Below are 20,355 nucleotides of genomic sequence, written 5' to 3'. Positions count from 1 at the left end.
AGATGTGAACGCGGGTAAGATAAGGAATAAAATCTTGTTTCTGTAGTCTGTTTGGCTATAATAAATATAAGCAAAGGAGGGTTTTATATGTTGAGTGAAGAGGAAATTAAGCTGCGTCGCTTCTATGCTGAAAATGCATTGGCAAGCCAACGTTTAGAGGGATTAGAGCCAGATCCAAAAGTCGTTGCGCAAATGGAACGTGTTATTATTGGAGAGCTTGAAACAAGTGATATCCTCAAAGATTATATGGAGCGGGTAAAACGTGGGGAAGTATAAGGGGAGCGGTGATCCTTATACTGATCCTGAAACTGGTGTGATGTATAATCGGCTTGGTATTAAAGATGAAGCCACACTGCAGCGCGTAGAATCTACGATTTCTTATGTAAAATCTTTCGAATTTGTACATACTCCTATTCGTGGTGAGTTTGATCTGAATTACATGAAAGAGATCCATAGAAGACTGTTTGGTGACATATATGAATGGGCGGGACAAGTTCGTTTAGTGGATATTGCCAAAGGCAATAGTATGTTTGCTAGTTATAATCAGATTGAAAGTTATGCACCGAAGATTACACAAAAGCTTGCAAAAGAACAGTATTTGTGTGGTCTTGGCGCTTATGACTTTAGCCAAAGGGCTGGGTATTACATGGGCGAGTTGAATGCGTTGCATCCGTTTCGAGAGGGGAATGGGCGTACTCAGCGTGAATTTATGGTGCAACTGGCTCGTGAAGCTGGTTACCATATCAACTGGAAGGGTATTGAGCGACAAGAAATGACACGTGCGTCAATTGAAGCACATTTTGGTAATTCAGAATATCTGTCTGCACTCATCTATAAGAACCTTACCAAGTTTACAGAAAATAAAAGGGATGATGTTTCTCAAGGTATTGGCAAAAATATTGCTTTTTGCGTTGATCTTAATAAAGAGTGCTTAGAACAACAAAAAGAGAAGATTGAAACCCTTTGGGATAGAGAAAAGATAAGTTTTGCTAAACGTCAAAAAGAAGAACTTGAAATTGAGCAATCGCAAAGGGATGTTAATGCTACGTTAAAAGCAACAGAACGAGAGCCATACCTTGCGGCTTATACGGATAACTCTAATCTAGAACAGAAGGTGCTAAGCGCCCTTAGAAATAAAAAATCTTACATTGATATGTTTAAAAAATTAAACAGTCGTTTAGCATTTATTTATAGAGATCCACAAGAGGCTGCGTTTAGGATTGAGCAAACGATTTTAGCAGGTAAAGGCGATAAACTTCCTGATATTCTAGCTAAGTCTCCAGAGAAAGCTGGTGAGCTGCGTGGGTCAGATCGTTTTATCGATAAATTGAAGGCTACAGGAAAAGAACGAAAAGAAGCGCTTTATCATGTTCCTCTTGCTGTTTCCACTATGAGAGCGCTTCAATCCTTTTATAAGAATTCTTATGAGATACATATGGATAGTGTTACACGGGAGCGTGAACAGTTAAAAGTTGAAGTCCCCTCACTTTCACAAGAAGCAGTGACTTTTATGAAAAATGTTGAAGCTGGTTGTGATAGTTATTCAAAGATACCAGAGCAGGTTAATCAAGAGTTTTTAAAGCTACAAAGTGTTTTAGATAAACGTTTTGGACATGATGCCATTCATAAATATGGTTTTGATTTATCAAAAGCAATCCCCAAAGAACAGTCTTATAATAAAGAACGCATAAAAGAGCTTCAAATGGCAGTTAAGTTTTTGCAACAGAGACAACAGGAGAAAATCAACGCAATAGCGCGTGCAAGATCAAGAGATGTGATACGGTGAGGGCAAGGATAAGTCTTATGCTGTATAAGCCCTATTAAACCATACGGTAAAAGAGAGGTAATCAAAGGAGGTTTAATGTGGGTGTGACAAAAGATGTTATACGATCCCGCATAGATAGGCGTTAAAAAAATCCGGTGAAATATTAGCAAATTTAGGACTTACGGTGTCTGATTTTATCCGTATTGTTTTGATAAAAGTTGTTTATGAAAAGGGATTGCCGTTTGATATGTATATTCCTTATGCGGAAACGCTTAAAACTTTTGAGAAAAGTGACAAGGGTTAAGAGATATGTATTGCTAAAGATAAGAAAGATTTGTTTCGTCATTTGGTTATTTGATATTTCTGATCATTCACTTCAAATTAGCTTTTAATTTACATCATTATCGTTATGGGTGTTTCCGTATATTGAATGATGTATGCAAACAGTGATTGAAATGGCAGCTTATTGAATTTCTGCAAAAGAAGAAAGCCTATCGCTTGAAGAATTATTTGATATTGTTTCTTTTATTGCTACTCATTCAGATGCTGGTGATCTTGTGGAAGGTACGAGAGGAAGCTAGGGAATATCAGGTTTAAAAGCATAAGGGTAAAAGAGGGGGGATATAGGGTTATATCCTTTTGGGGTGGTCAAAATATTCCGGTGTTGATTGAAGATGTTTACAGTTAATCATCTTGAGGCAATTTGGCAAAATCAGAGAGGAATGCGTTGAAGAAAATTTTTATACTGCGCCTTGATGAATATCGAAAAGAATAATAATGGATAAGACAAATAAAGCAGGATCTGGTATATTAAAAGGTGTTTGTGAAGCTCTTGTCTGAAGCTAAAGGTGAAGTGGATGTCACTAAATTTTGTATCGATATTCCTGCAAATGTTGATGTCAAAAAAAATCAGAAAAGATATTGGGTTATAGATATCATTTTCGGCACGTTGTGGTTTTTGTGTGGGGCGCATTCGTGATTGGGAATGGGGATGATATTTTTACTTCTTTTTGCTTTCGATTATTGAAAATGAATCTGAAGCTATGGTGGTAATTTAGTACGCGATGATATCCGTCGCTTATAATCGTGTTTTTAAGAAAGCTCTATTGGTATAAAAGGGGTGTGAGGGTCGCGTTTTTTAAAAAGCATCACGGCGTTTGAAAGGATCGTAATAGATTTCTGTTACACGAAATTTTCCTTCGAGGCGTTTGCATTGGATGATGACATCAATCATCGAGATTAATAAGCCGCGGATATCATCGCGTGCTAAATTACCACCACCGTCACTTTCTTTGACTAAAAGGGTCATTTGTTCGAAGGCTGCAAGTGCTGTTGAGGCGTGGACGGTTGTAATGGAGCCGGGGTGACCAGAGTTGACATTACGGATGTAGTAAAAGGCTGTACCATCACGCAGCTCTTGTAGAAGGATTCTGTCGGGGCGCATGCGTAATCCTGATTCAAGCAGTTCTTTTGCACCTGCTTTTGCTAAGCCTTGGTTATCTTTTGAATAAAAGAGTTGGACTTTGTTGGCGTGCGGAACGACAAGTTCTGGCGTGTCTTCAATGGTGAGAATTCGTTCATATTCAGGGATTTTTGCAATTAAAGCTTTAGAGAGGGTTGTTTTCCCAGAACCGGTTTTTCCAGATATTAAGATATTTTGTTGTGTAATAACGGCTCTTTCTAAAAAGTTGCAAAAATCTTTGGCGATAAAGAGATCTGTTAGCTCTTTGTCTGTATCAGAGAGTTCGGATAACCGTTCTGTCATTTGTTGCGCGGGTGTGAAACTGGTGTTTTGGGCGACAGAAAACAGATTGTTTTCATGTAAACTTTCAAGAGAAAAAGTGCGTGATGAAGGTTTACGAATGGTCATACTGATGGTATTGGCTGCAACTGCTGGAGGCATAACAATTTGTATGCGTTCGTTGTTTGGCAGTGTTGCGGAGAGAACGGGGTTTTCTACACTGATTTTTTGTGTTGTGTAGGCAGCAACAACTTTAGCAATCCCTTCTAGTTCGCTGTAGGTTAGTTCTTTTAAGATGTGGGTTTGCCAACCATTGGGACCCTCAACGATTACTTCGCCGGGGCGATTGATAACAATTTCAAATAAATTTTCATCATTGAGGAAATCATCTAAGATCTTTAATTTTGTTAAGACGATGGAGGCGCGTTCTGCATTTTTTGCTGATGGCATAATGTGACTTTATTGGCTTTTATTGAACTTGAGAATGAAAAAAGGAATAGCCGGGAGTAGAGCGGTTTCTTTTGCTCTTTACGACTAGTTTATAGACAGAGGAAAAATCGAGATCTTTTGCTACGAAAATGTTGACCAGTTCGCCTTGAAATTTTTCTAAGGTAGGAGGGATATTGATTTGATTTTCAAGGGCAATACTGGCGGCATCTTTTCCAGTGTTGTTTGCGCCTTCAAAACCGCCGCCTCCAGAGTTGTTTGAACCTTCTTTATTGGAATTGCCTACTATTTTATTTGTTAGGGCGGTTGTGGCACCATCAATAACGGTCAACAAAAGGGAAGAGCCAAAGCGTTCCCACCAATGGGTGTTGATGTTGCCATCAAAACCGGCTCTGCCTAAACTGTCGGTTGCGGGTGAGGCAAGGTCGATGATGACACCGGTTGGGGTTTTTGCTCTTGTCCAGAGCACAAAGAGGCGAGATTGACCTTGTTTTATCCCTCCGCGGTATTCGCCAATCACTTGGGTTCCTTTATCAAGCAAAACAACGCGCCCATTGTCAGAGAGGATATCACGGTTGATGATGCAGCTTGCAAAGCCTGGTTGCTCACTGTTTAATGCGGTTTCTAAGATACAGGGGATAGAGGTTCCCATGGCGATGATAAAGTTTCTATTGCCGATGAGTTTTGCTTTTGTTTCTTCTGTTTTGGTAGGCTTTAAGAGGGTCGCAAAATTTTGTGTGTCTTGAAGGGCAGGAGAATTTTGCGCATTTGCGAGATTTTCAAGGGCATGGAGTTTGTCAAAGGGGTTGAGAGTCGTGTTGACAATGTCTTTTAATTGAGATTGAGAGCCTTTGGCAAAAGCTAAAACAGGGGCGCGTCTTGCGGCATCAAGTAATGGGTCATCTTTTTTGGGTTCTTGTGCGAGTGGTTGTGGGGGTGGTAAGGTTATTGGTGCTATGTTTGCACGCGGGTCAGAGGGCGCGAGCTCTAAAGGGGCGAGGGAATTGTGAAAGCTTTGTGCTTGTTTTTTATGAGCTTTTGCGGTGTCTTTTTGTTCTGTGGGGGAGGATAAGATGTTCCAGAGCACATAGCCGCAGATTCCTATACAGGCTATTGCGACAACTATTTTTTTGCCGGCGGTTTTGGCGCTATTGTTTTTGCCATCCCCAATAGATCCGCGATCTTCGATGATTGATTTATCACTCATGTGTTGTCCCCTTCAATTCCCGCTTATTTAAAGATCTGATGCAATTTTACGTTCAACAGATGGTGAGGTTGTTCCGGTATTTGGATTTGTGCCTTTTGGTTGATAGGCTTCGTTAAAGACGCATAGGACGTTTTTTCCCTGTCTTAGGGTGAAGCGTGCGCTAATGGCATGGACAATCACCATGTTGCCTCTTGTGGTTTTGGGAACCAGCGATTCTGTACCGTCATTGCTGACAATGTAAATGGCAGGGATTTCTTGGTTGTCTGGAAATGTAAATGTTGTGGTTTTGCCATTGTCATAAACGGAGGAGGGTTCGAGAGTGATAGAGCCTTGAGCGGTGTAAGCCCAATTGCGTGGTCCGTAGGTTTCAGAAGCGTTGAAGACATTATCAATGCGCTGGGCTTGTTGTTTTTCTTGTCGCATAAGGGCTGCGAGTCTTCTTTGTTCTGCTTCTTCTTGTGGGTAGCGAAATTTCACAAGGAAATATGTTTCTTGTCCAGAGGAAATTTCTCCATCTTTGACCATCAGTTCAAATTGATAGGAGCGCTTTGAGCCATCAAGCTTTGTGGTGACGACTTGGAGATTGGTAATGGGTTGGACTTCCCGCGCTTTGAGGAAAAGAATATTGCCAGCGGGGGCGACTTCCCATGCAACGCTGTTGCCAATTGCCACATGGGCAATTTCTTCATTGGGAGAAAATTCTATTTGTACCGATGAGCGTATGGAGCCAATAATTTTTGTGACATTATAGGCATCATAGTTGATAAAGCGAATGCGGCTATCGCTTGGCGCGCGGGTGGGAAAAATACTGGCATGGCTAGGCGTTAAAGAAAGGGTAATAGCGATGTTAAGAATGAGAAAAAGAATTTTTTTTGTCATGATCAGTTGACCACTTCCGGATCGGTTCTATATTCACTAACAATAAACCCTAGAGGATTTATCAAACGGTTTTGGACAGAGATAGGGGCATTGATGTATTCAAAGGTAAGTGTTGCAACCCAGTGGGTGATGAATTCTTTGTTGTTGTCGTTGTCATGAATGGTTCTGTAGTAACGCACTTGGGCAACATCGTCATTGATAAAGGAGATTGATTTTATTGTTATTGTAACAGCGGCGTGTTTATAGAGAATTTGAGGACTTTGGGGATTTCTTGCTCCATACCAGCTGGCAAATCTTTCCTGTTCTTCAGAAGAAGAGAGGAGGGAGACGGTTTGGAAGTTGTGTTGTGTTTCTTCTGTGGTGAAGCCTTCACGGGAGCGGACATATTTTGCCGCAAAGTAGCGTGTGATTGCTTCGTCGACATTGGTGGGACCTTCTTTTAAGGCTTCCACAACTTCAGTGATGCCGGTTGAATTGTCGACGCGGATGACAAAAGGTTCCACGGTTTTAAGGGGTGTGAGGGTGATGACCGCGAGAGAAGACAGTATTGCAACAGCAACCGCGATGCCGGCAATGGCAAGCGAGACGCGGGTGGTGCGGCGTGAGGCGAGCATGCGATCTTGATCAAACGAGCGTGCTTCAGCAATGTATTGTTCTATGTCTTTTTCTTTCATGCTTTTTGCCCGCAATTTTTGTAAGATTTGATTTCTTCATCCGTTAATTTTTGTGCCAGAAGCATTTCCAGCTTCCCTTCTTTTAGGGGTGAAGGGGTGTTGTTACTGATGATAATGGGTGTGGGCGTGGGTTTTTTCCCTTCCCAATTCCACATTGATCTGTTGAGTGGACGTTTAGAATATCCATCACACTTTGGGAGTGACTTCAGTGTGTTTGGTGAAGACACACAGCCACTGAGAAAGAGAAATGGTAAGATAATCCCAATTTTTTTAAATTCCCGCATTTGAACTTAGACCTTTTTTAATAGTGATGCTAGTTTTTTAACGCCCTTTGCTATCGTGTTGGCTGTTGCTTTAGCAGCTTTACCTGTTAGTTGAGCCGTTGTTTTAGCGACTGGTCCTGATCCTGTAAGAGAAGCTCCCCCAGAGGCTAAAGCTGATGCGATATCAGGGAGTCTGAGGAAAAGGTGAATACCACCAATACCAACAACCAAGAACTGAATTAAAGTAGTGAAGATATTTTTAATACCTTCTGAAAAAACGTCCATTGAAATCTTGACATATAAACCACCAAGCAGCACGACTAACACATATAAAATGATGAAGTTTGCAACTTGCCCTAACCATGCTTCTGTGAATTTTCTGGTTGAGGAAAATATATAGAGGCTTATGAAGAGTGGTCCTATTGATATGACAAGAAACAAACCCAATTTAGCAAATAATGAAACAACAAAACCGACTAGACAAAATAAGATAGCAGCAACTAGGCAGATAAAACCAGCAATCCATGTCGCAATAAACATCCCCATTTGAGTCAGACCTGTGTACTGGTTTGCTGCGTCCAAAACCTGTGCTCCAGCTTTGTTTATCATATTGTCCCATACATTTCGATCCACATGTGCTCCTTGTGTGACATTTGAAATGGCATTCGGCAGATCATGGAAAAATATACCACTGACCCACTCATTATAAAGAGCAGCATTTGTGGCAAGTGAAACAACGATGCCGAGTTTGAAAGTTGTTACTATAAATTCCCATAAGGGCATGGAAGAGCGCCCATAGATGATATTGTAGCCCATAAATATAATGTAAATTGTACAAGATAGCTTAAGCGGAGCACCTAAGCTTGATGAGAGGTTGTTAATGACTTTATCCATTGTCTCTGTGAGGGGCTCCATCAACATATTGTCGATATAAGAAAATATGCCTTTGCTTTCTACTGCCATTGAGATGCTCCGCTCTTCATTATGTCTTAATTATTATTCTGTTGTTCTTCTGCCGCGCGCTCTTTTGCTCTTCGTTCTTCTTCAGCGCGTTCTTTTGCTTTTTGTTCAGCTCGGAATTTTTCATTCTCAGCTCTCATTTTTTTAATTCTGGCTCTCATTTCAGCTTCGGAATCTCTAATCATTTTTTGAAACTTTTCATCATCTTCACGCTCTCTTTCTGCTGCTTTTGCTTCATATTCTTTCTGAAGTTCTAAAAATGCTAACCGCATGTTTTCACAATTTTTTGAAGTTCCTGCAAATCCACATTTCGCATCCCACTCGAAGCGTAAATTTTTATCTTTTTTAAATTCTGCAACGCTATAGGTTTTTTCACATCCAGCAGCGATAAGCCCTGTGCAAAGTAGCAATGTTGTTATGAGAACTTTATTCATCAATATTTCCCCTTTTTCCTTTCAGTTTTACAAGGTTTGAGCACAATCTTTAAATTATGCTTGTGTTATCGGTTTTTATAACCGGTGATGATAAATCTAGGGCAGAGACATAATGTTGCCATAAATATATTATAGAGTGTACAAAACTCTTTAAGTTGAGCAGCTAAAGCGCAATAGCGATGTGTAATGGTGCTATCTATTGCCTCTGCAAGGGGATCCATCAACATATCATCTATGTCAGTAAATACGCCTTTCGTTATTATTGCCATTTAGATGCTCCGCTCTTCATTATGTTTTAATGGTTATTTTGTTGTTGTTCAGCTTCTCTTTTAGCGCGTTCTCTTGCTTCTCGTTTAGCTCTCATTTTTTCAATCCAAGCGTCTTGTTCAGCTTTCAATTTTTCCATTGATTTGCGATTTTCTTCTTCAATTTTACGACTTCTTTCTGCTGCTTTTGCTTCATACTCTTTCTGAAGTTCTAAAAATGCTAACCGCATGTTTTCACAATTTTTTGAAGTTCCTGCAAATCCACATTTCGCATCCCATTCTAGGCGTAATTTTTCATCTTTTTTAAATTCAGCGACGCTGTAGGTTTTTTCACATCCAGCTGTGATAAGCCCTGTACAAAGTAGCAATGTTGTTATGAGAACTTTATTCATGATTAATGGGTGTCCTGTTGTTGTTTAGCTTTAGCGCGCTCTTCTGCTTTTCGTTCTTTCTCTTGTTGTTCAGCTTGCCTTCTTTCATATTCAGCTTGATTTCTTTGAATCTCCTCTCTCAATCTAATTCTGGTTTTTTCAAATGCTTTATCAAGGTTCTCTTGAGCTTTACGAGCTCTTTCTTCAGCTTTCGCTTCATATTCCTTTTCAAGTTCAAGTTGTGCTAATCTTAGGTTTTCACAATTTTTTGCAGTTCCTGCGAATCCACATTTAGCATTCCACTCTTCCATCAATTTTTTATCTTTTTTAAATTCTGCAACGCTATAGGTTTTTTCACATCCAGCTGTGATAAGCCCTGTACAAAGTAGCAATGTTGTTATGAGAACTTTATTCATGATTAATGGGTGTCCTGTTGTTTTTCGGACTCTTTTTGTTCTTGATTATCTTCAAGAAGTTCATTTGCAAGGTTATGGTAATATTCCTTTTGAAGTTCAAGTTGTGCTAATCTTAGGTTTTCACAATTTTTGGCAGTTCCTGCGAATCCACATTTAGCATTCCACTCTTCCATCAATTTTTTATCTTTTTTAAATTCTGCGACGCTATAGGTTTTTTCACAACCAGCTGTGATGAGCCCTGTGCAAAGCAGCAATGTTGTTATGAGAACTTTATTCATGATTAATGACTGTCCTGTTGTTGTTTAGCGCGCTCTTCTGCTTCTCGTTCGGCTTGTTCTTTTGCTTTTTGTTCAGCTCGGAATTTTTCATTCTCAGCTCTCATTTTTTCAAGTTTAGCCTTCATTTTAGCTTTAAATTCTTCATCTAGTTTGCGATTATGTTCTTCAGCTTTTTTCCGGCGTTCCTTTTCAAGTTCTAAAGCTGCTACTCTTAGGTTTTCACAATTTTTTGAAGTTCCTGACCATCCACATCTTGCTCCCCATTCTTCCATCAATTTTTCATTTTTTTTAAATTCTGCGACGCTATAAGTTTTTTCACAACCAGCCGTGATGAGCCCTGTGCAAAGTAGCAATGTTGTTATGAGAACTTTATTCATGATTTATTGTCCTGTTTCTTTTCAGATTCTTGTTTATCGTCATTTGTCGAGCCAAAGCCTCTCCATTTTTTACGGGTTTCAAATTCAGCTTGCTCTGCATTTTTACAATTTTTCGAATTCAAATCCCCTGACGTCAAACATTTCACTAATACTTCTTCCATCAGTTTTTTATTTTTTTTAAGTTCTTCTACGCTGTAGGTTTTTTCACAACCAGCCGTGATCAGCCCTGTGCAAAGTAGCAATGTTGTTATGATGATCTTGTTCATATTCAAGCCCCTCTTTTTTCCTGTTTATTGACCACGCATTTTTTGGGCCAAAGCTTTGGTTCGTGCTTTAAATTCTTCTATTTCACGTCTTTCTGCAGCTTTTTCTTCTGCTTGTTGAATCATCATGGCAGCTTGCATTTGTAGTATTTTTGCTTGGAGGTCTGCTTGTACCGCTGCTAATTGTGCTTGAATGCCTTGAATTTTACCCGCATCTTCAGTACTTCCAAGTTCGTCAAGGAGCTTGGTAATATTTTTTTGTGTTTCACTGGCTTCTTCGTAGACGTCTTGTCCTTTGGCTGCTTGTCCTACTACGCGCTGTTCGGCTTTTTTCACTTCTTGTGCGTAAAAAGCATCTACTGCCTCTTTTGAGTCTGCGCCCCCCGCGGGCTCTTTGTATTTAAGTTCTTCTTGCCATTTTTGCGTGTTTTTGCTGCCGCCACCGCCACCGCCACCGCCGCCACTGCCCATCGATTGTTGAAAGTGGTTAAAATCTGAAGGAAGGGCGCCACTGCTCCCTTGCTTGTTAAACATGTCTTTCAATCCCGAGATGTCAGGCTTGACATTCAAGGAGTTATATAATTGTTTCGCTTGATCGAGTTGGCTCTTTAATTGCTCAAGCTGTTGTGCACCTTGTTGAACTTGCTGTTTTGCTTTATCAACTTGTTGCTTCAATTGTTCAAGTTGCTTTCCCCCTTGCGTAAAAGATTGTAAATCGAATGTAGGCATTTGTGCAAAGGCATTTGTTTGAAAGCCAAATGAAGCTGCGCAAAGAGCTGTTGCCAATAAAAGTTTTTTCATTGTTTTGACCTTTCTTGAAAAATAGGAAGCCATTTTTCTGGAGATTCACCAACTTCATCCATAATGGTCTCTAGGAGTTCAATATTCTTGGTGGTGCCACTTAAAATGGCTATTTCATCATCAAAGCCGCGTAAATTCAGTTCTGCTACAACAGAACTTTGTCCTTGTTTGATGAGAAAACGCCGTGACTCACGGCTTAATTCTGATTGTATCAGGTTAAATTCTCTGTCCGATAATTTAAAACCTTCTACATAATCCCCATGATTGCCCTTTTGATTGGGAAAATAAATCTGTGTGGGGCATTGCTCTATAATGGTGTGAGCAATGGTTGAATTGATCGCATCTTTGGGAGATTGCGTTGCAAACAACATCAAACCATTTTGTTTACGAATAGTTTTCAGCCTGTCTTGCGCAAAGGCTTTAAAGGAATCATCCTCTAAGGCTTTCCAAAACTCATCAATGACAATGATAATACGACGTCCATCAATCAGAGACAAAATCCTATGAAAAAGATACATCATTAAAGGTGGACGAATTTCATCATTGTCTAAAAAATCCGTCATGTCATAACCAATAAATTTTGCATCAATGCCAATGTCGTCATCAGGATTGTCAAAAACCCACCCTAAGGCATTGCCTTTACACCATCTTTCTAAACGACCCGATATCCCCTCCCTATGCGTGGTGTCAAAAAACATTTGTAAGGCAGAGATCGTCCGTTGTTCTTTTGGCAACAAGGCAAGCTGCTCAACAGCCGCCGTAATGTCTTGTCTTTCTGATTCACTGATCTTTTGATCTTCAGAAGAAACAAGCTTTATAATCCATTGGCGTAAAAAAACTCTATCTGCTGGATTGTTATAGTCTAAGCCTTTTAGCGGTGCTATGCCTGTCGGTCTACCATTCTTCAAGGGCATATAAGTGCCGCCACCCGCTCTGACAAAAAGTTCTGCACCCCGATCTTTGTCAAAAAAGACCATATTGGGATCATGCTTTTGAAGTTGTGCTAAAAGAAAATTGACAATAACCGTTTTCCCAGAACCAGAGGGACCACAAACAAACGTATTGCCTAAATCACCAAAGTGAAAATTAAAATAAAACGGTGAACCAGCAGAGGTTTTCATCAAGGCTACCGCTGGTCCCCACACATTGCCATCTATTTTTCCAACCGGAAAAGAATGAAAAGGAGAAAGCGCTGCATAGTTGCGGCTTGTTATTGCACCAGAGCGGGTGCGATAAGCATAATTGCCAGGCAATTGTGCCCACCAAGCCGCCGCTAACCCTAAATCTTCCCGCGCAATCACAGCTCCACCATCTGTAAGACGAGAACGCGCTTTGGCAAGATTATCCGCTAACTCTTGCGGCGTATCAGCAAAAACTGCCAATGATAAATGATGCTCCCCTAAAACAAAACGATTGGATTCAAGATCATCAAGCGCATCATCTAGCTCCATAATTTGTGAGCCCGCACGGTCTCCTGCATTGACCATTTGGTTTTGTTTGCGCCCCATAATCTGCTTGGCAATGTTTTTGCTCTTGAAAACAAAAGATTGGGTGAAAATAAACTCAAAGGGAAGCGTGAGCAAACCATCCGCCATGCCTACCCTGGTTTTTGCTGGATATTCTTTCCAACCAAACATGCCCGCAAACCGTTGTTCCGCCTCATAGCGTATTTCTATGATCTCTTTCCCAAAAATGAGACGGTCTGAATAAACAGTTGAAGCTATCGTCCCCCATGTGAGGGGGATACGTTCACGACGACCTCCCACCAATTGGTGGATAAACTCACTTTGCTGCGAATAAATATTACCTTCATGTTCATAAAGGCTCAGTCTTTTTGCACCATAGCGCTCTAAATTTTGAATAAGATCTGTTGTAATATCTTCAAGCTTGCGAACGGACTCTGCATCAACTTCTGTCTTTTCTTGCTTGGCTTTGCCTAAACGTTTGAAAAACTCCACTAATTTATCCGTTTGATCAACGTGTGGATTCCACAAAATTGAAAGATAAAGATCATTGCGATAAAGTTCCTGTGAAACCATCCGCTCGCGATATTTATCATCTAATTGCTTGGCAAATGCCGATCTGAAAGTCCCATCCGGATAAACAGTTTCACGCTTTCTGATAATATGGCTATAAAGCGCTATCCGTTCATCCGCTATGTTTTTAAACAGATTATTGAGCTGTTCGTGAAGCACATTCAGATCAATAATATCCGCTGTCTCAAAGTTAATCCCTTCAAGTTTAATAACGCTCATGAGAGCGCGTGAATCCAGCGCAATGATGTGTTTATTGACATGGCGCACGTAAGGAATGATCGCCTCTGGCTGCTTTTCACGTTTGCGCTCTGTTCTATTCATTATAATTCCTCATAATTACGAATTAATCGTAATGGAGAAATACTTCCCCCACCCCATAGACTCGAATTTCTGGCAAAAATAGATGTCTTTTGCCATGTCAGAAGAATACGAAATTTGTTATGGTCATGCTTTAGGATTTCCTTGAATATGAAATGCGTCGTCACACCAAAGGTGATAAGAAAAATATTGCCTGTCATAATGAACAACATCATCGTTCCTATCGCATTTAAGCCCATAGCTTCCACCGTCACGCCCGCAATCATTGCAGGGCGTGTACAAGCAAGAAATAACGTATCTTCTGTTAGCTTGTCGTGCTCTTTCATGGCTTTGAAAGGCTAGAGTCAAGCGAATTAAGACATAAACATTGATGCGATTTGTGGTGCACCAAAAACAATGCCGATGCCAACACAAACAAAGAAAGCTTTACGCATTTCAACATAACCAGCAATCCATGCAAGCCCAATACCAGCAACCGCAATGGTTGCAATCGATTTTGCAATGTTTCCTGTTAAAGCTTTGACTAATTTATCAAGAGCAGTTTCAACTTTTCCAAAGTCACCTGCGGCAAATGCTGGCTCACTCAGTGCGATGAAGGCAATAAACAGCATCAATGCTGCTGTTAACCATTTCTTTTGTGTGTTGGATAGAGTAGTTTTTGGTAAGGTATGTTCATTAATGAACAAATTATTCATGTTTTTCATGAAAATTTCCCCGCTTTATGTTTAAGTTGATAATAAGATTAATATTCAAAATATTAATCAGGAATTATATAAATGAAAAAAATAAATTTTTCTATCGATAAATTAACAATATTTAATCTTTTCTTAATTAATAAACAAAAAATATACTAATATTCAAAATGATAATTTTAAAATATCTTAAAGCATCGCCTAAATATATTGTCTTAATTTATATTATTATTTTGGGATACTTTTATTTCAGTCAACATACTGAAAAACTTATGCAATCTTCTTTTTTTAAAGTGCCAGAAAAGACAATAGAAAACCTTGTTCAAAATCCGAAGTCACAATTGATAGATTATGCAAACCAACAAGATGCAAACCAACAAAATGTGGTGTTACATCCAGAACCACTCGCATCACAATTTTATGAAGAAAATGTGCCGGTTTATTCAGGTGCTATACAGGTTACAAGTGGTGTGACCTTTAAAATGATTACGCTTGTGGATGATGGATGGAGAAAAAAGATTATCCGTGATATCCGCTTATATGGTGTGGAAAGCTGTGAAATGAGGCAATTTGCTTCACGCAATGGAGTTAAGTGGCCGTGCGGTGCTTTTGTTACTGCGTGGCTTGTCTCAAAAACAATCGATAAAAAGGTTACTTGTCGGCAAGCACGTGTCATTCAACAGGTTCATTATGCACAATGTTTTGTGGATGGGGTTGATCTGGCACGTTTGGGGCTTGCAGAAGGGTTAATGGTGTTAACAAAAGATCAGCATAATTTTCCATCTCCAGCAGACTATAAAACTCTACAATCTGCTGCTCAAAAAGCACAAAATGGCTTATGGTCGAGCAAATTTCAACAACCAGAAGATTGGCGAAGAGATCACGGGAGCTATAATCCTATTGACCATTATTGATAAAACGTCCTCTCAAGCGCTATTTAAAAATCAAGACAATATTCCACTACGAACTTTATCAGAAAAAAGTTAATCATAGTCCACACAGTCCTTGGTGGACAACTCTCTTCAGTAAAAATTGTTGTGTTTAAAGCTCGTGTATGCATATAGGTTGCTTACTACAGCGCTATGTAAGAGCGCGTTTCCTTCCCCTAAACAGAATAGTCATTGTAACAAACATGAGTGTTCAGAAAAATATGAACACATTCAAATAGATGACGTGACCTTCGGTCATGAAAAAAAGGCTTATGAAAAAATAGAGAAAAGCAGAAACGAACTATCTCTATCTTCAAAAAATACTACATTGCTTCAAATCAAACCAGAATTTTTAATGCAAGCATTGCCTCATGTTGCTATGTTCATGAAACATGGATTGCAATCTGAAAGAGATTTAATCGGATCCATGGAATTTTTAGCGAAAATGAAAGGGATTTCCTTTCAGGCACTTGAAGAAGCTAAAGAGACTATAAGAAAAGATGTGCTTTCTTTTGCTATAAAAGAAAGCACATTGGGGGATTAGAGTGACAGCTTTACATATTTTACTTTGAAAAGCGGTCTTTTTTACCTTTTTTCCACAAAAAATAAGTTACAAGTCCCAGAATGGGAACTCTCAATTTGGCAAAAGGGAAATGTTGACTGAGAGCTGCAAGGCTGGAAACGGTTGCATCTGTCATTAGTTTTTGGCGTTGTTCTTCTGTCTTTTTTTGTTGGTCATAGCGTTGATAAGCCTTGAAAACCCGACTGATGATAAGACCTAATCCTGCAAGAGAAAGACAAATTAAAAACATGATACTCGCAGCGGCAAGAGGCTTCATAACAGAACATAACGCAATAAAAACGATGATACATAAAAAAAGCAAAGACATGAAGAATGAAATGCCAATAAACCCATAGCAAATTGCTTGAAGGCGTACTTGCTTGACAGTGCTTTTAAGCCCTCCACCGACAAGATGGTTTAAAAGAGGAGCGATAAACTTATGCATTGCTTAACGACGCAGTAATTGAGAAAGAATAAAACCAACCCCTGCGGCAAACAAAACGCTTTTGCCAGGATTTTTGCGAACGCATTGATTCATGGTTTGTTCAAGATCACTGATTTTGTCTTTTGCTTGAGACATCATGTCTTCACCACTTTCTTTCGCTGAATGATATAGTTTTTCCGCTTTGTCTTTGGCGGCGTTAAATTTGTTTGCACCAAGATCTGTCAGGGTTGAGGTAATCCCTGAAATTTCAGTGCGTAACTTTTCTAATTGTCCTTGTAGGTCTTTTTCTTCTACGGCTGTTTTATTGTGCTGTGTTGTTTTGTTCTGAGCCATGATATTCTTTCCCTCTCTTGATTTATTATATTTGTATTGGTGTGTTCATAGTGATCATTTGCATTGGAGTGAAAATTTTCACTGGTTGAGTAACGCCAAAAGTTTTTTTTGGTTCCTTTCATTTTGTCGAATTTAAAACTGTTTTTGATAAAATAAATCTTTCCTATACGATAGGCAATACCCGTAAAGGATTGCATCCGTTGAAAATTGTCTTATGCTTTTGCAGGAAGTTAGCACCATTCTTTAGTTTCTTGTGGCGCAGTTTTTTATAAAAGTTTTTTTAAAAGCGTGTTAAGATTTATTTTTGGGCTTGTGACAGATAACAAACATAGTTTTTGCGATTTTACGGCAGAAGTAATGTCATTTTTATGCTTTTGCAGAAGAAAAAGAAAATAATATTGTTGTTCGTTGCTCTCTATGTATTTGGGGGCTAAACGAGCACTCCCATTATACTTGTGGTCAGTTTAAGATATTGCGATAGTTCTTTTTTTTAAATGTAAGGTATATTTTTATTTTGGGATAGGTGGTACTTCAGTGCACTGGTTGTTAGAGATGTGCATATCCTTTTCTTCAAGAGTTTTATGATCTTTTTGCTGCTTATTCTCTGCAAGTAAATATTTTGTTGGGTTTAAAAGAGCTGCTGAAATGAGAGAAGCTTTGCGATATGAGGGATTCATTCAACAGAAACGATGATAAATTATTCTTATAAATTAAAATATTATATGCAATACTCCTTGCAAGTCTATCATTTTGCCAAATTTATGTAATAAATTGATTGGCTAAGATCAACTTGTTGAATTGTTAGAGAAAAATTTCTTGAGTGATTTCTTTAGAATAAGAGAGAGCTTGTGGAATAAAACTATACTTGATTTATCAAGTTTTCTTTCTTAAGAGGAATGCGAAAATGACGTTAAAAGGGTAGTGGCATTGTGGAACAGCGATGCTGTGCGGGGTGACGATCCAGCTCATAAAAAAGATAAGACCATAAGAATGTGAGATAGAAATGGAATCTGAAACAGTACCTTTAGATAATATGTCTGCTGTATTGACAGCGCATGATTTTTCTCCTTTTTCTATGTTTATGGCTGCTGATTGGGTGGTGAAAGCCGTTATCATTATTTTGTTACTTGCTTCTCTTATGTCTTGGACAATTGCTTTTGTGAAAATTATTGAGATCACTTTGGCAAAACGAAGAGTACGTCATGAACTTCAATTGGTTCTTAATGCTCAGACTCTTACACGTTTGGCAGCTAGCTTGAAAGAAAGCAAAGGGGCTGGTGTGTTTTTTCTCAAAGAAGTCCTTAAAGAGGTGTATCTTTCTACACAACAGGTTCATTTTTCTGCTCCTGAAGGGATAAATAAAAGCTCTGGGGAAAGAACCGGTGCAAGGGAAAGTGCACAAACGCTTGAAGACATTCTCTTTTATGAGGAGAGCAATCAATATGAAGATGTTTCCCGCGATGTTCGCGATGTTAAGGTTCGCGATGTTCATGAAGGTTTAAAAGAAAGGGTTCATTCGCTTTTGTCACGCTGCTTGTTGGCTGCTACACGCCGTGTTGCATGTGGAAGCACTGTTCTTGCAACCATTGGCGCAATTGCTCCCTTTGTTGGTCTTTTTGCAACTGTTTGGGGCATTATGAATTCTTTTATTGGGATTGCTCAGTCTCAAACAACGCGACTTGATGTGGTTGCTCCTGGGATTGCTGAAGCCTTATTCGCAACAGCTATTGGGCTTTTTGTAGCTATTCCCGCCGTTGTTATGTATAATAGCCTCATGCGTGCTTTGAATGGTTATCGCAATGATTTAGGCGATATCGCTGCGGCTCTTGAAAGGCTCTTGAGCCGTGAACTTGATAGACAAAGACAACAGAAAAGTCATAAAAAATGAAAGCAAGCCTTAATAATGATTGGGATACAGATGAGAGTGGGTTGCAAAGCGAAATCAATGTGACCCCTTTTATTGATGTTGTATTGGTGTTGCTTATTGTTTTTATGGTTGCTGCACCTTTGGCAACATCTGTCATTCCCGTTCAGCTTCCTTCTATAACTCAAGTACCTTCAGTGGTTCAGTCTGATGAACCTCTTTATGTTACGTTGCAAAAAGATCGTTCTCTTTACATTGGTGATCATTTTGTAGAACAAGCAGCTTTGAGAGAAGCTTTGTTGAGGGAAACTACGCAAAATTTAGAGACAAAAATTTTAATCAAAGCCGATAGCGAAATTGATTATGGTGCTGTCATCGATTTATTAAATCAAATACGCATGGCTGGATATAATAAAATCGGTCTTGTAGGATTGCAAAACTCTACCAATCTTACCTCAAGAGGTGTGATCAATAATAAAACCACAGGGGTAGCGGACGCTACTGTCGATGGAGCGGGTGGTAACGTTGTGGGGCATGTGGATGCCGTAACAACGGGCACTGCGGTAAATGCTAATATTTCAGAAGCTGCCTCTGACCAGTGATAAAAAACAGCCTTTGTTGCAGGAAGCAAAGCATATGACTCAAAATCGTAGAGTGAAATTGATAGAGGGTTCTTTCGTGGATTTATTAAACCAAATACGCATGGGGTTGATATTGCGCATGGGGTTCATATATTGAATCGGTTGTGTAGGATTAAGCTCTACTAATCTTGCCTCAAGAGGTGTGATCGAGAAAAACAGCAGGGGTGGTTGTTGTGTGTCTTAATACATCTTAAAGCCCTTTTTGCGACGGTGTTTATAAATGGTATGACGGTAAAGCCCCCCGTAAAATAATAAAAAATCTATTGAACCTCACTATCTTTATGCTTAACAAAAGAGCAAGTGAGCACCATTATAGTATTTATATTTTCTCCCAATGTTGTGACAGTGCTGAGTACAAGTATTCATTATAGGTATTTTTCCATTTTTTATCTACATTCTAGCTACGTTTGGAACGTGAGAGACATATTTTTTATTGATGTAATATAAATAGATTTGCAATGAAAGAATCTTACAGTATTGGGATTTCTCATTTGAGTTGCAAGATAATTAATTATTATAAATCAATATGATGTATAGATTGTAGACATTACAAGCGGTATGTGGGCTCTCAATGATTAATGCCAATGTTTTTGTTATGGGGGAGGGGTGTTTGGTGATAACGAAGTTTTGTATAGCGCAAGAAACGTAATTGAGAGATGATTGTTTAGAGGTTCCGTTTAGTAAAAAAACTTTGAGAGCACATGCGCACTCCTTCTACACTTTAAAAGCCCAAAGGACTTCCAGTGAAAGAGTGGTTGCGAGTGTTATATTTTGAGAGTAGCGATTTTTTCAGAGCTTCTTAAGTATGCCCCGTTGAACCAAAACCTCCTGTTCCACGGCTCTCGTTATGGCTTTGGGTATTTTGCTCTGGTTCAATGGCGCAAACATTGACTTGGGATACGGGAGCGATGACTGTTTGGGCAATGCGCATTCCCCGTTGGATAGAAAAGTCTTCTTGTCCTAAATTGATAAGAAGGACTTTGACTTCACTTCCGGATAATCACACTCAATCGTTCTTGGAGTGTTGAGGCATGTGATGGCGTGTTTTAAGGCTAAGTCAGAGTGTGGATGGATGCGTGCTTCAAGCCCCACGCGATAAATGAAAAATGAGATCTGTTGGAATAAGTGCCCGCTGCCCAAGGGCAAGAACAAGCGTTTCTTCTTTACCAATTGCTGTTTGTAAATCCAAGACCCGCAGAACCAGTCGTTGCGTAGTGAAGAAGTTTCCTTGTCCCAAGCGCAAGACGCTGAAGGGATAAAGTCAGGGCATGTGAAGATTGAGAAGAGACAGAGGAAGAGTAAGGATGATTGTTTAGAGGTTCCGTTTAGTAAAAAAACTTTGAAAGCAAATGCGCACTCCTTCTACACTTTAAAAGCCCAAAGAACTTCCAGT

The 20,355-nt window shown here is 39.5% G+C and carries 26 protein-coding genes and 1 pseudogene; 7 read left to right on the top strand and 20 right to left on the bottom strand.

Annotated elements, in window-relative coordinates:
* Nucleotides 1-87 precede the first annotated feature (87 nt).
* The 3 genes from ACFIKQ_RS02040 to ACFIKQ_RS02030 all read left to right on the top strand — a co-directional run bounded on the left by ACFIKQ_RS02040 (nt 88) and on the right by ACFIKQ_RS02030 (nt 2,069).
* A complete protein-coding gene (locus ACFIKQ_RS02040; RefSeq protein ID WP_375652721.1) occupies nt 88-276 on the top strand; it encodes an antitoxin VbhA family protein in 189 nt (62 codons plus the stop codon).
* The gene (vbhT, locus tag ACFIKQ_RS02035) at nt 263-1,786 is read left to right on the top strand and encodes a type II toxin-antitoxin system protein adenylyltransferase VbhT (protein ID WP_375655754.1); all 1,524 of its coding nucleotides are present in this window, start codon (nt 263-265) and stop codon (nt 1,784-1,786) included. The genes ACFIKQ_RS02040 and vbhT overlap by 14 nt, the downstream gene beginning before the upstream one ends.
* Before the next feature lie 163 nt (nt 1,787-1,949).
* On the top strand, nt 1,950-2,069 hold the full coding sequence (locus ACFIKQ_RS02030) for a hypothetical protein (RefSeq protein ID WP_375644463.1): 120 nt from the start codon (nt 1,950-1,952) through the stop codon (nt 2,067-2,069).
* 834 nt (nt 2,070-2,903) lie between these two features.
* On the opposite strand, the gene virB11 is transcribed toward ACFIKQ_RS02030, so the two are convergent.
* The 17 genes from virB11 to ACFIKQ_RS01945 form a co-directional block, all read right to left on the bottom strand.
* Nucleotides 2,904-3,956 (bottom strand): P-type DNA transfer ATPase VirB11, encoded by a 1,053-nt coding sequence (gene virB11, locus ACFIKQ_RS02025; RefSeq protein WP_375655752.1) that lies wholly within the window; start codon nt 3,954-3,956, stop codon nt 2,904-2,906.
* 19 nt (nt 3,957-3,975) lie between these two features.
* A complete protein-coding gene (gene virB10, locus ACFIKQ_RS02020) occupies nt 3,976-5,160 on the bottom strand; it encodes a type IV secretion system protein VirB10 (RefSeq protein WP_375655750.1) in 1,185 nt (394 codons plus the stop codon).
* A gap of 27 nt (nt 5,161-5,187) precedes the next feature.
* Entirely contained in the window at nt 5,188-6,039 is an 852-nt protein-coding gene (gene virB9 / locus ACFIKQ_RS02015; RefSeq protein ID WP_375630944.1) for a P-type conjugative transfer protein VirB9, read from the bottom strand.
* A gap of 2 nt (nt 6,040-6,041) precedes the next feature.
* Complete coding sequence (locus ACFIKQ_RS02010; protein ID WP_375613221.1) at nt 6,042-6,713, bottom strand: virB8 family protein; 672 nt, start codon at nt 6,711-6,713, stop codon at nt 6,042-6,044.
* Nucleotides 6,710-6,997: a type IV secretion protein VblB7 gene (locus ACFIKQ_RS02005; protein ID WP_375632018.1), complete on the bottom strand. Its 288-nt coding sequence runs from the start codon at nt 6,995-6,997 to the stop codon at nt 6,710-6,712. The genes ACFIKQ_RS02010 and ACFIKQ_RS02005 overlap by 4 nt, the downstream gene beginning before the upstream one ends.
* A 6-nt stretch (nt 6,998-7,003) precedes the next feature.
* Nucleotides 7,004-7,939, bottom strand: a complete 936-nt coding sequence (locus ACFIKQ_RS02000; RefSeq protein ID WP_375655748.1) for a type IV secretion system protein — start codon at nt 7,937-7,939, stop codon at nt 7,004-7,006.
* A gap of 26 nt (nt 7,940-7,965) precedes the next feature.
* Complete coding sequence (locus ACFIKQ_RS01995; protein ID WP_375655746.1) at nt 7,966-8,370, bottom strand: EexN family lipoprotein; 405 nt, start codon at nt 8,368-8,370, stop codon at nt 7,966-7,968.
* 65 nt (nt 8,371-8,435) lie between these two features.
* Nucleotides 8,436-8,639, bottom strand: coding sequence for a hypothetical protein (locus ACFIKQ_RS01990; protein WP_375655744.1), 204 nt, complete (start codon nt 8,637-8,639; stop codon nt 8,436-8,438).
* Nucleotides 8,640-8,665: 26 nt separating this feature from the next.
* Nucleotides 8,666-9,028 (bottom strand): EexN family lipoprotein, encoded by a 363-nt coding sequence (locus ACFIKQ_RS01985; RefSeq protein WP_375655742.1) that lies wholly within the window; start codon nt 9,026-9,028, stop codon nt 8,666-8,668.
* Nucleotides 9,029-9,030: 2 nt separating this feature from the next.
* On the bottom strand, nt 9,031-9,423 hold the full coding sequence (locus ACFIKQ_RS01980) for an EexN family lipoprotein (protein ID WP_375644472.1): 393 nt from the start codon (nt 9,421-9,423) through the stop codon (nt 9,031-9,033).
* A gap of 2 nt (nt 9,424-9,425) precedes the next feature.
* The gene (locus ACFIKQ_RS01975; protein ID WP_375655740.1) at nt 9,426-9,701 is read right to left on the bottom strand and encodes an EexN family lipoprotein; all 276 of its coding nucleotides are present in this window, start codon (nt 9,699-9,701) and stop codon (nt 9,426-9,428) included.
* A 2-nt stretch (nt 9,702-9,703) separates the two neighbouring features.
* Nucleotides 9,704-10,078: an EexN family lipoprotein gene (locus tag ACFIKQ_RS01970; RefSeq protein ID WP_375655738.1), complete on the bottom strand. Its 375-nt coding sequence runs from the start codon at nt 10,076-10,078 to the stop codon at nt 9,704-9,706.
* Nucleotides 10,075-10,344: an EexN family lipoprotein gene (locus ACFIKQ_RS01965; RefSeq protein WP_375655736.1), complete on the bottom strand. Its 270-nt coding sequence runs from the start codon at nt 10,342-10,344 to the stop codon at nt 10,075-10,077. The genes ACFIKQ_RS01970 and ACFIKQ_RS01965 overlap by 4 nt, the downstream gene beginning before the upstream one ends.
* 24 nt (nt 10,345-10,368) lie before the next feature.
* Nucleotides 10,369-11,142, bottom strand: a complete 774-nt coding sequence (locus tag ACFIKQ_RS01960; protein WP_375652739.1) for a type IV secretion system protein — start codon at nt 11,140-11,142, stop codon at nt 10,369-10,371.
* On the bottom strand, nt 11,139-13,499 hold the full coding sequence (locus ACFIKQ_RS01955) for a VirB4 family type IV secretion/conjugal transfer ATPase (protein WP_375655734.1): 2,361 nt from the start codon (nt 13,497-13,499) through the stop codon (nt 11,139-11,141). The genes ACFIKQ_RS01960 and ACFIKQ_RS01955 overlap by 4 nt, the downstream gene beginning before the upstream one ends.
* On the bottom strand, nt 13,499-13,822 hold the full coding sequence (locus ACFIKQ_RS01950; RefSeq protein WP_375644477.1) for a type IV secretion system protein VirB3: 324 nt from the start codon (nt 13,820-13,822) through the stop codon (nt 13,499-13,501). The genes ACFIKQ_RS01955 and ACFIKQ_RS01950 overlap by 1 nt, the downstream gene beginning before the upstream one ends.
* Nucleotides 13,823-13,849: 27 nt before the next feature.
* Nucleotides 13,850-14,200 carry a TrbC/VirB2 family protein gene (locus ACFIKQ_RS01945; protein ID WP_375635557.1) on the bottom strand — a complete coding sequence of 117 codons (351 nt, stop codon included), beginning with the start codon at nt 14,198-14,200 and terminating at the stop codon, nt 13,850-13,852.
* Between the two features lie 158 nt (nt 14,201-14,358).
* On the opposite strand from ACFIKQ_RS01945, the gene ACFIKQ_RS01940 reads away from it, so the two are divergent.
* Together ACFIKQ_RS01940 and ACFIKQ_RS01935 are read left to right on the top strand one after the other, a co-directional pair.
* Nucleotides 14,359-15,102 carry a nuclease gene (locus ACFIKQ_RS01940; protein WP_375655732.1) on the top strand — a complete coding sequence of 248 codons (744 nt, stop codon included), beginning with the start codon at nt 14,359-14,361 and terminating at the stop codon, nt 15,100-15,102.
* 151 nt (nt 15,103-15,253) lie between these two features.
* On the top strand, nt 15,254-15,661 hold the full coding sequence (locus ACFIKQ_RS01935) for a hypothetical protein (protein WP_375635559.1): 408 nt from the start codon (nt 15,254-15,256) through the stop codon (nt 15,659-15,661).
* Nucleotides 15,662-15,680: 19 nt separating this feature from the next.
* Here ACFIKQ_RS01935 and ACFIKQ_RS01930 read toward each other — a convergent pair whose 3' ends face one another.
* Entirely contained in the window at nt 15,681-16,124 is a 444-nt protein-coding gene (locus tag ACFIKQ_RS01930) for a hypothetical protein (protein ID WP_375635560.1), read from the bottom strand.
* 3 nt (nt 16,125-16,127) lie between these two features.
* Entirely contained in the window at nt 16,128-16,457 is a 330-nt protein-coding gene (locus ACFIKQ_RS01925; RefSeq protein WP_273787730.1) for a YqjD family protein, read from the bottom strand.
* 1,003 nt (nt 16,458-17,460) lie between these two features.
* On the opposite strand from ACFIKQ_RS01925, the gene ACFIKQ_RS01920 reads away from it, so the two are divergent.
* Entirely contained in the window at nt 17,461-18,345 is an 885-nt protein-coding gene (locus ACFIKQ_RS01920) for a MotA/TolQ/ExbB proton channel family protein (protein ID WP_375635561.1), read from the top strand.
* Complete coding sequence (locus ACFIKQ_RS01915; protein WP_375655730.1) at nt 18,342-18,923, top strand: biopolymer transporter ExbD; 582 nt, start codon at nt 18,342-18,344, stop codon at nt 18,921-18,923. The genes ACFIKQ_RS01920 and ACFIKQ_RS01915 overlap by 4 nt, the downstream gene beginning before the upstream one ends.
* An 838-nt stretch (nt 18,924-19,761) precedes the next feature.
* Here the strand turns inward: ACFIKQ_RS01915 and dut are convergent.
* Nucleotides 19,762-20,227: pseudogene (dut, locus tag ACFIKQ_RS01910) on the bottom strand (dUTP diphosphatase).
* Nucleotides 20,228-20,355 lie beyond the last annotated feature (128 nt).

The sequence above is a fragment of the Bartonella sp. MR63HLJHH genome, assembly GCF_042194155.1.
GTDB classification, from domain to species: Bacteria; Pseudomonadota; Alphaproteobacteria; order Rhizobiales; family Rhizobiaceae; genus Bartonella; species Bartonella grahamii.
This window is presented reverse-complemented; position numbering and strand designations above follow the sequence as displayed.

What these genes read in the sequence shown, in the direction of transcription:
- ACFIKQ_RS02040 (WP_375652721.1), top strand. Translation starts at nt 88, where the DNA reads ATGTTGAGTGAAGAGGAAATTAAGCTGCGTCGCTTCTATGCTGAAAAT.
- virB11 (WP_375655752.1), bottom strand. Translation starts at nt 3,956, where the DNA reads ATGCCATCAGCAAAAAATGCAGAACGCGCCTCCATCGTCTTAACAAAA.
- virB10 (WP_375655750.1), bottom strand. Translation starts at nt 5,160, where the DNA reads ATGAGTGATAAATCAATCATCGAAGATCGCGGATCTATTGGGGATGGC.
- virB9 (WP_375630944.1), bottom strand. Translation starts at nt 6,039, where the DNA reads ATGACAAAAAAAATTCTTTTTCTCATTCTTAACATCGCTATTACCCTT.
- ACFIKQ_RS02010 (WP_375613221.1), bottom strand. Translation starts at nt 6,713, where the DNA reads ATGAAAGAAAAAGACATAGAACAATACATTGCTGAAGCACGCTCGTTT.
- ACFIKQ_RS02005 (WP_375632018.1), bottom strand. Translation starts at nt 6,997, where the DNA reads ATGCGGGAATTTAAAAAAATTGGGATTATCTTACCATTTCTCTTTCTC.
- ACFIKQ_RS02000 (WP_375655748.1), bottom strand. Translation starts at nt 7,939, where the DNA reads ATGGCAGTAGAAAGCAAAGGCATATTTTCTTATATCGACAATATGTTG.
- ACFIKQ_RS01995 (WP_375655746.1), bottom strand. Translation starts at nt 8,370, where the DNA reads ATGAATAAAGTTCTCATAACAACATTGCTACTTTGCACAGGGCTTATC.
- ACFIKQ_RS01990 (WP_375655744.1), bottom strand. Translation starts at nt 8,639, where the DNA reads ATGGCAATAATAACGAAAGGCGTATTTACTGACATAGATGATATGTTG.
- ACFIKQ_RS01985 (WP_375655742.1), bottom strand. Translation starts at nt 9,028, where the DNA reads ATGAATAAAGTTCTCATAACAACATTGCTACTTTGTACAGGGCTTATC.
- ACFIKQ_RS01980 (WP_375644472.1), bottom strand. Translation starts at nt 9,423, where the DNA reads ATGAATAAAGTTCTCATAACAACATTGCTACTTTGTACAGGGCTTATC.
- ACFIKQ_RS01975 (WP_375655740.1), bottom strand. Translation starts at nt 9,701, where the DNA reads ATGAATAAAGTTCTCATAACAACATTGCTGCTTTGCACAGGGCTCATC.
- ACFIKQ_RS01970 (WP_375655738.1), bottom strand. Translation starts at nt 10,078, where the DNA reads ATGAATAAAGTTCTCATAACAACATTGCTACTTTGCACAGGGCTCATC.
- ACFIKQ_RS01965 (WP_375655736.1), bottom strand. Translation starts at nt 10,344, where the DNA reads ATGAACAAGATCATCATAACAACATTGCTACTTTGCACAGGGCTGATC.
- ACFIKQ_RS01960 (WP_375652739.1), bottom strand. Translation starts at nt 11,142, where the DNA reads ATGAAAAAACTTTTATTGGCAACAGCTCTTTGCGCAGCTTCATTTGGC.
- ACFIKQ_RS01955 (WP_375655734.1), bottom strand. Translation starts at nt 13,499, where the DNA reads ATGAATAGAACAGAGCGCAAACGTGAAAAGCAGCCAGAGGCGATCATT.
- ACFIKQ_RS01950 (WP_375644477.1), bottom strand. Translation starts at nt 13,822, where the DNA reads ATGAAAGAGCACGACAAGCTAACAGAAGATACGTTATTTCTTGCTTGT.
- ACFIKQ_RS01945 (WP_375635557.1), bottom strand. Translation starts at nt 14,200, where the DNA reads ATGAAAAACATGAATAATTTGTTCATTAATGAACATACCTTACCAAAA.
- ACFIKQ_RS01940 (WP_375655732.1), top strand. Translation starts at nt 14,359, where the DNA reads ATGATAATTTTAAAATATCTTAAAGCATCGCCTAAATATATTGTCTTA.
- ACFIKQ_RS01930 (WP_375635560.1), bottom strand. Translation starts at nt 16,124, where the DNA reads ATGCATAAGTTTATCGCTCCTCTTTTAAACCATCTTGTCGGTGGAGGG.
- ACFIKQ_RS01925 (WP_273787730.1), bottom strand. Translation starts at nt 16,457, where the DNA reads ATGGCTCAGAACAAAACAACACAGCACAATAAAACAGCCGTAGAAGAA.
- ACFIKQ_RS01920 (WP_375635561.1), top strand. Translation starts at nt 17,461, where the DNA reads ATGGAATCTGAAACAGTACCTTTAGATAATATGTCTGCTGTATTGACA.
- ACFIKQ_RS01915 (WP_375655730.1), top strand. Translation starts at nt 18,342, where the DNA reads ATGAAAGCAAGCCTTAATAATGATTGGGATACAGATGAGAGTGGGTTG.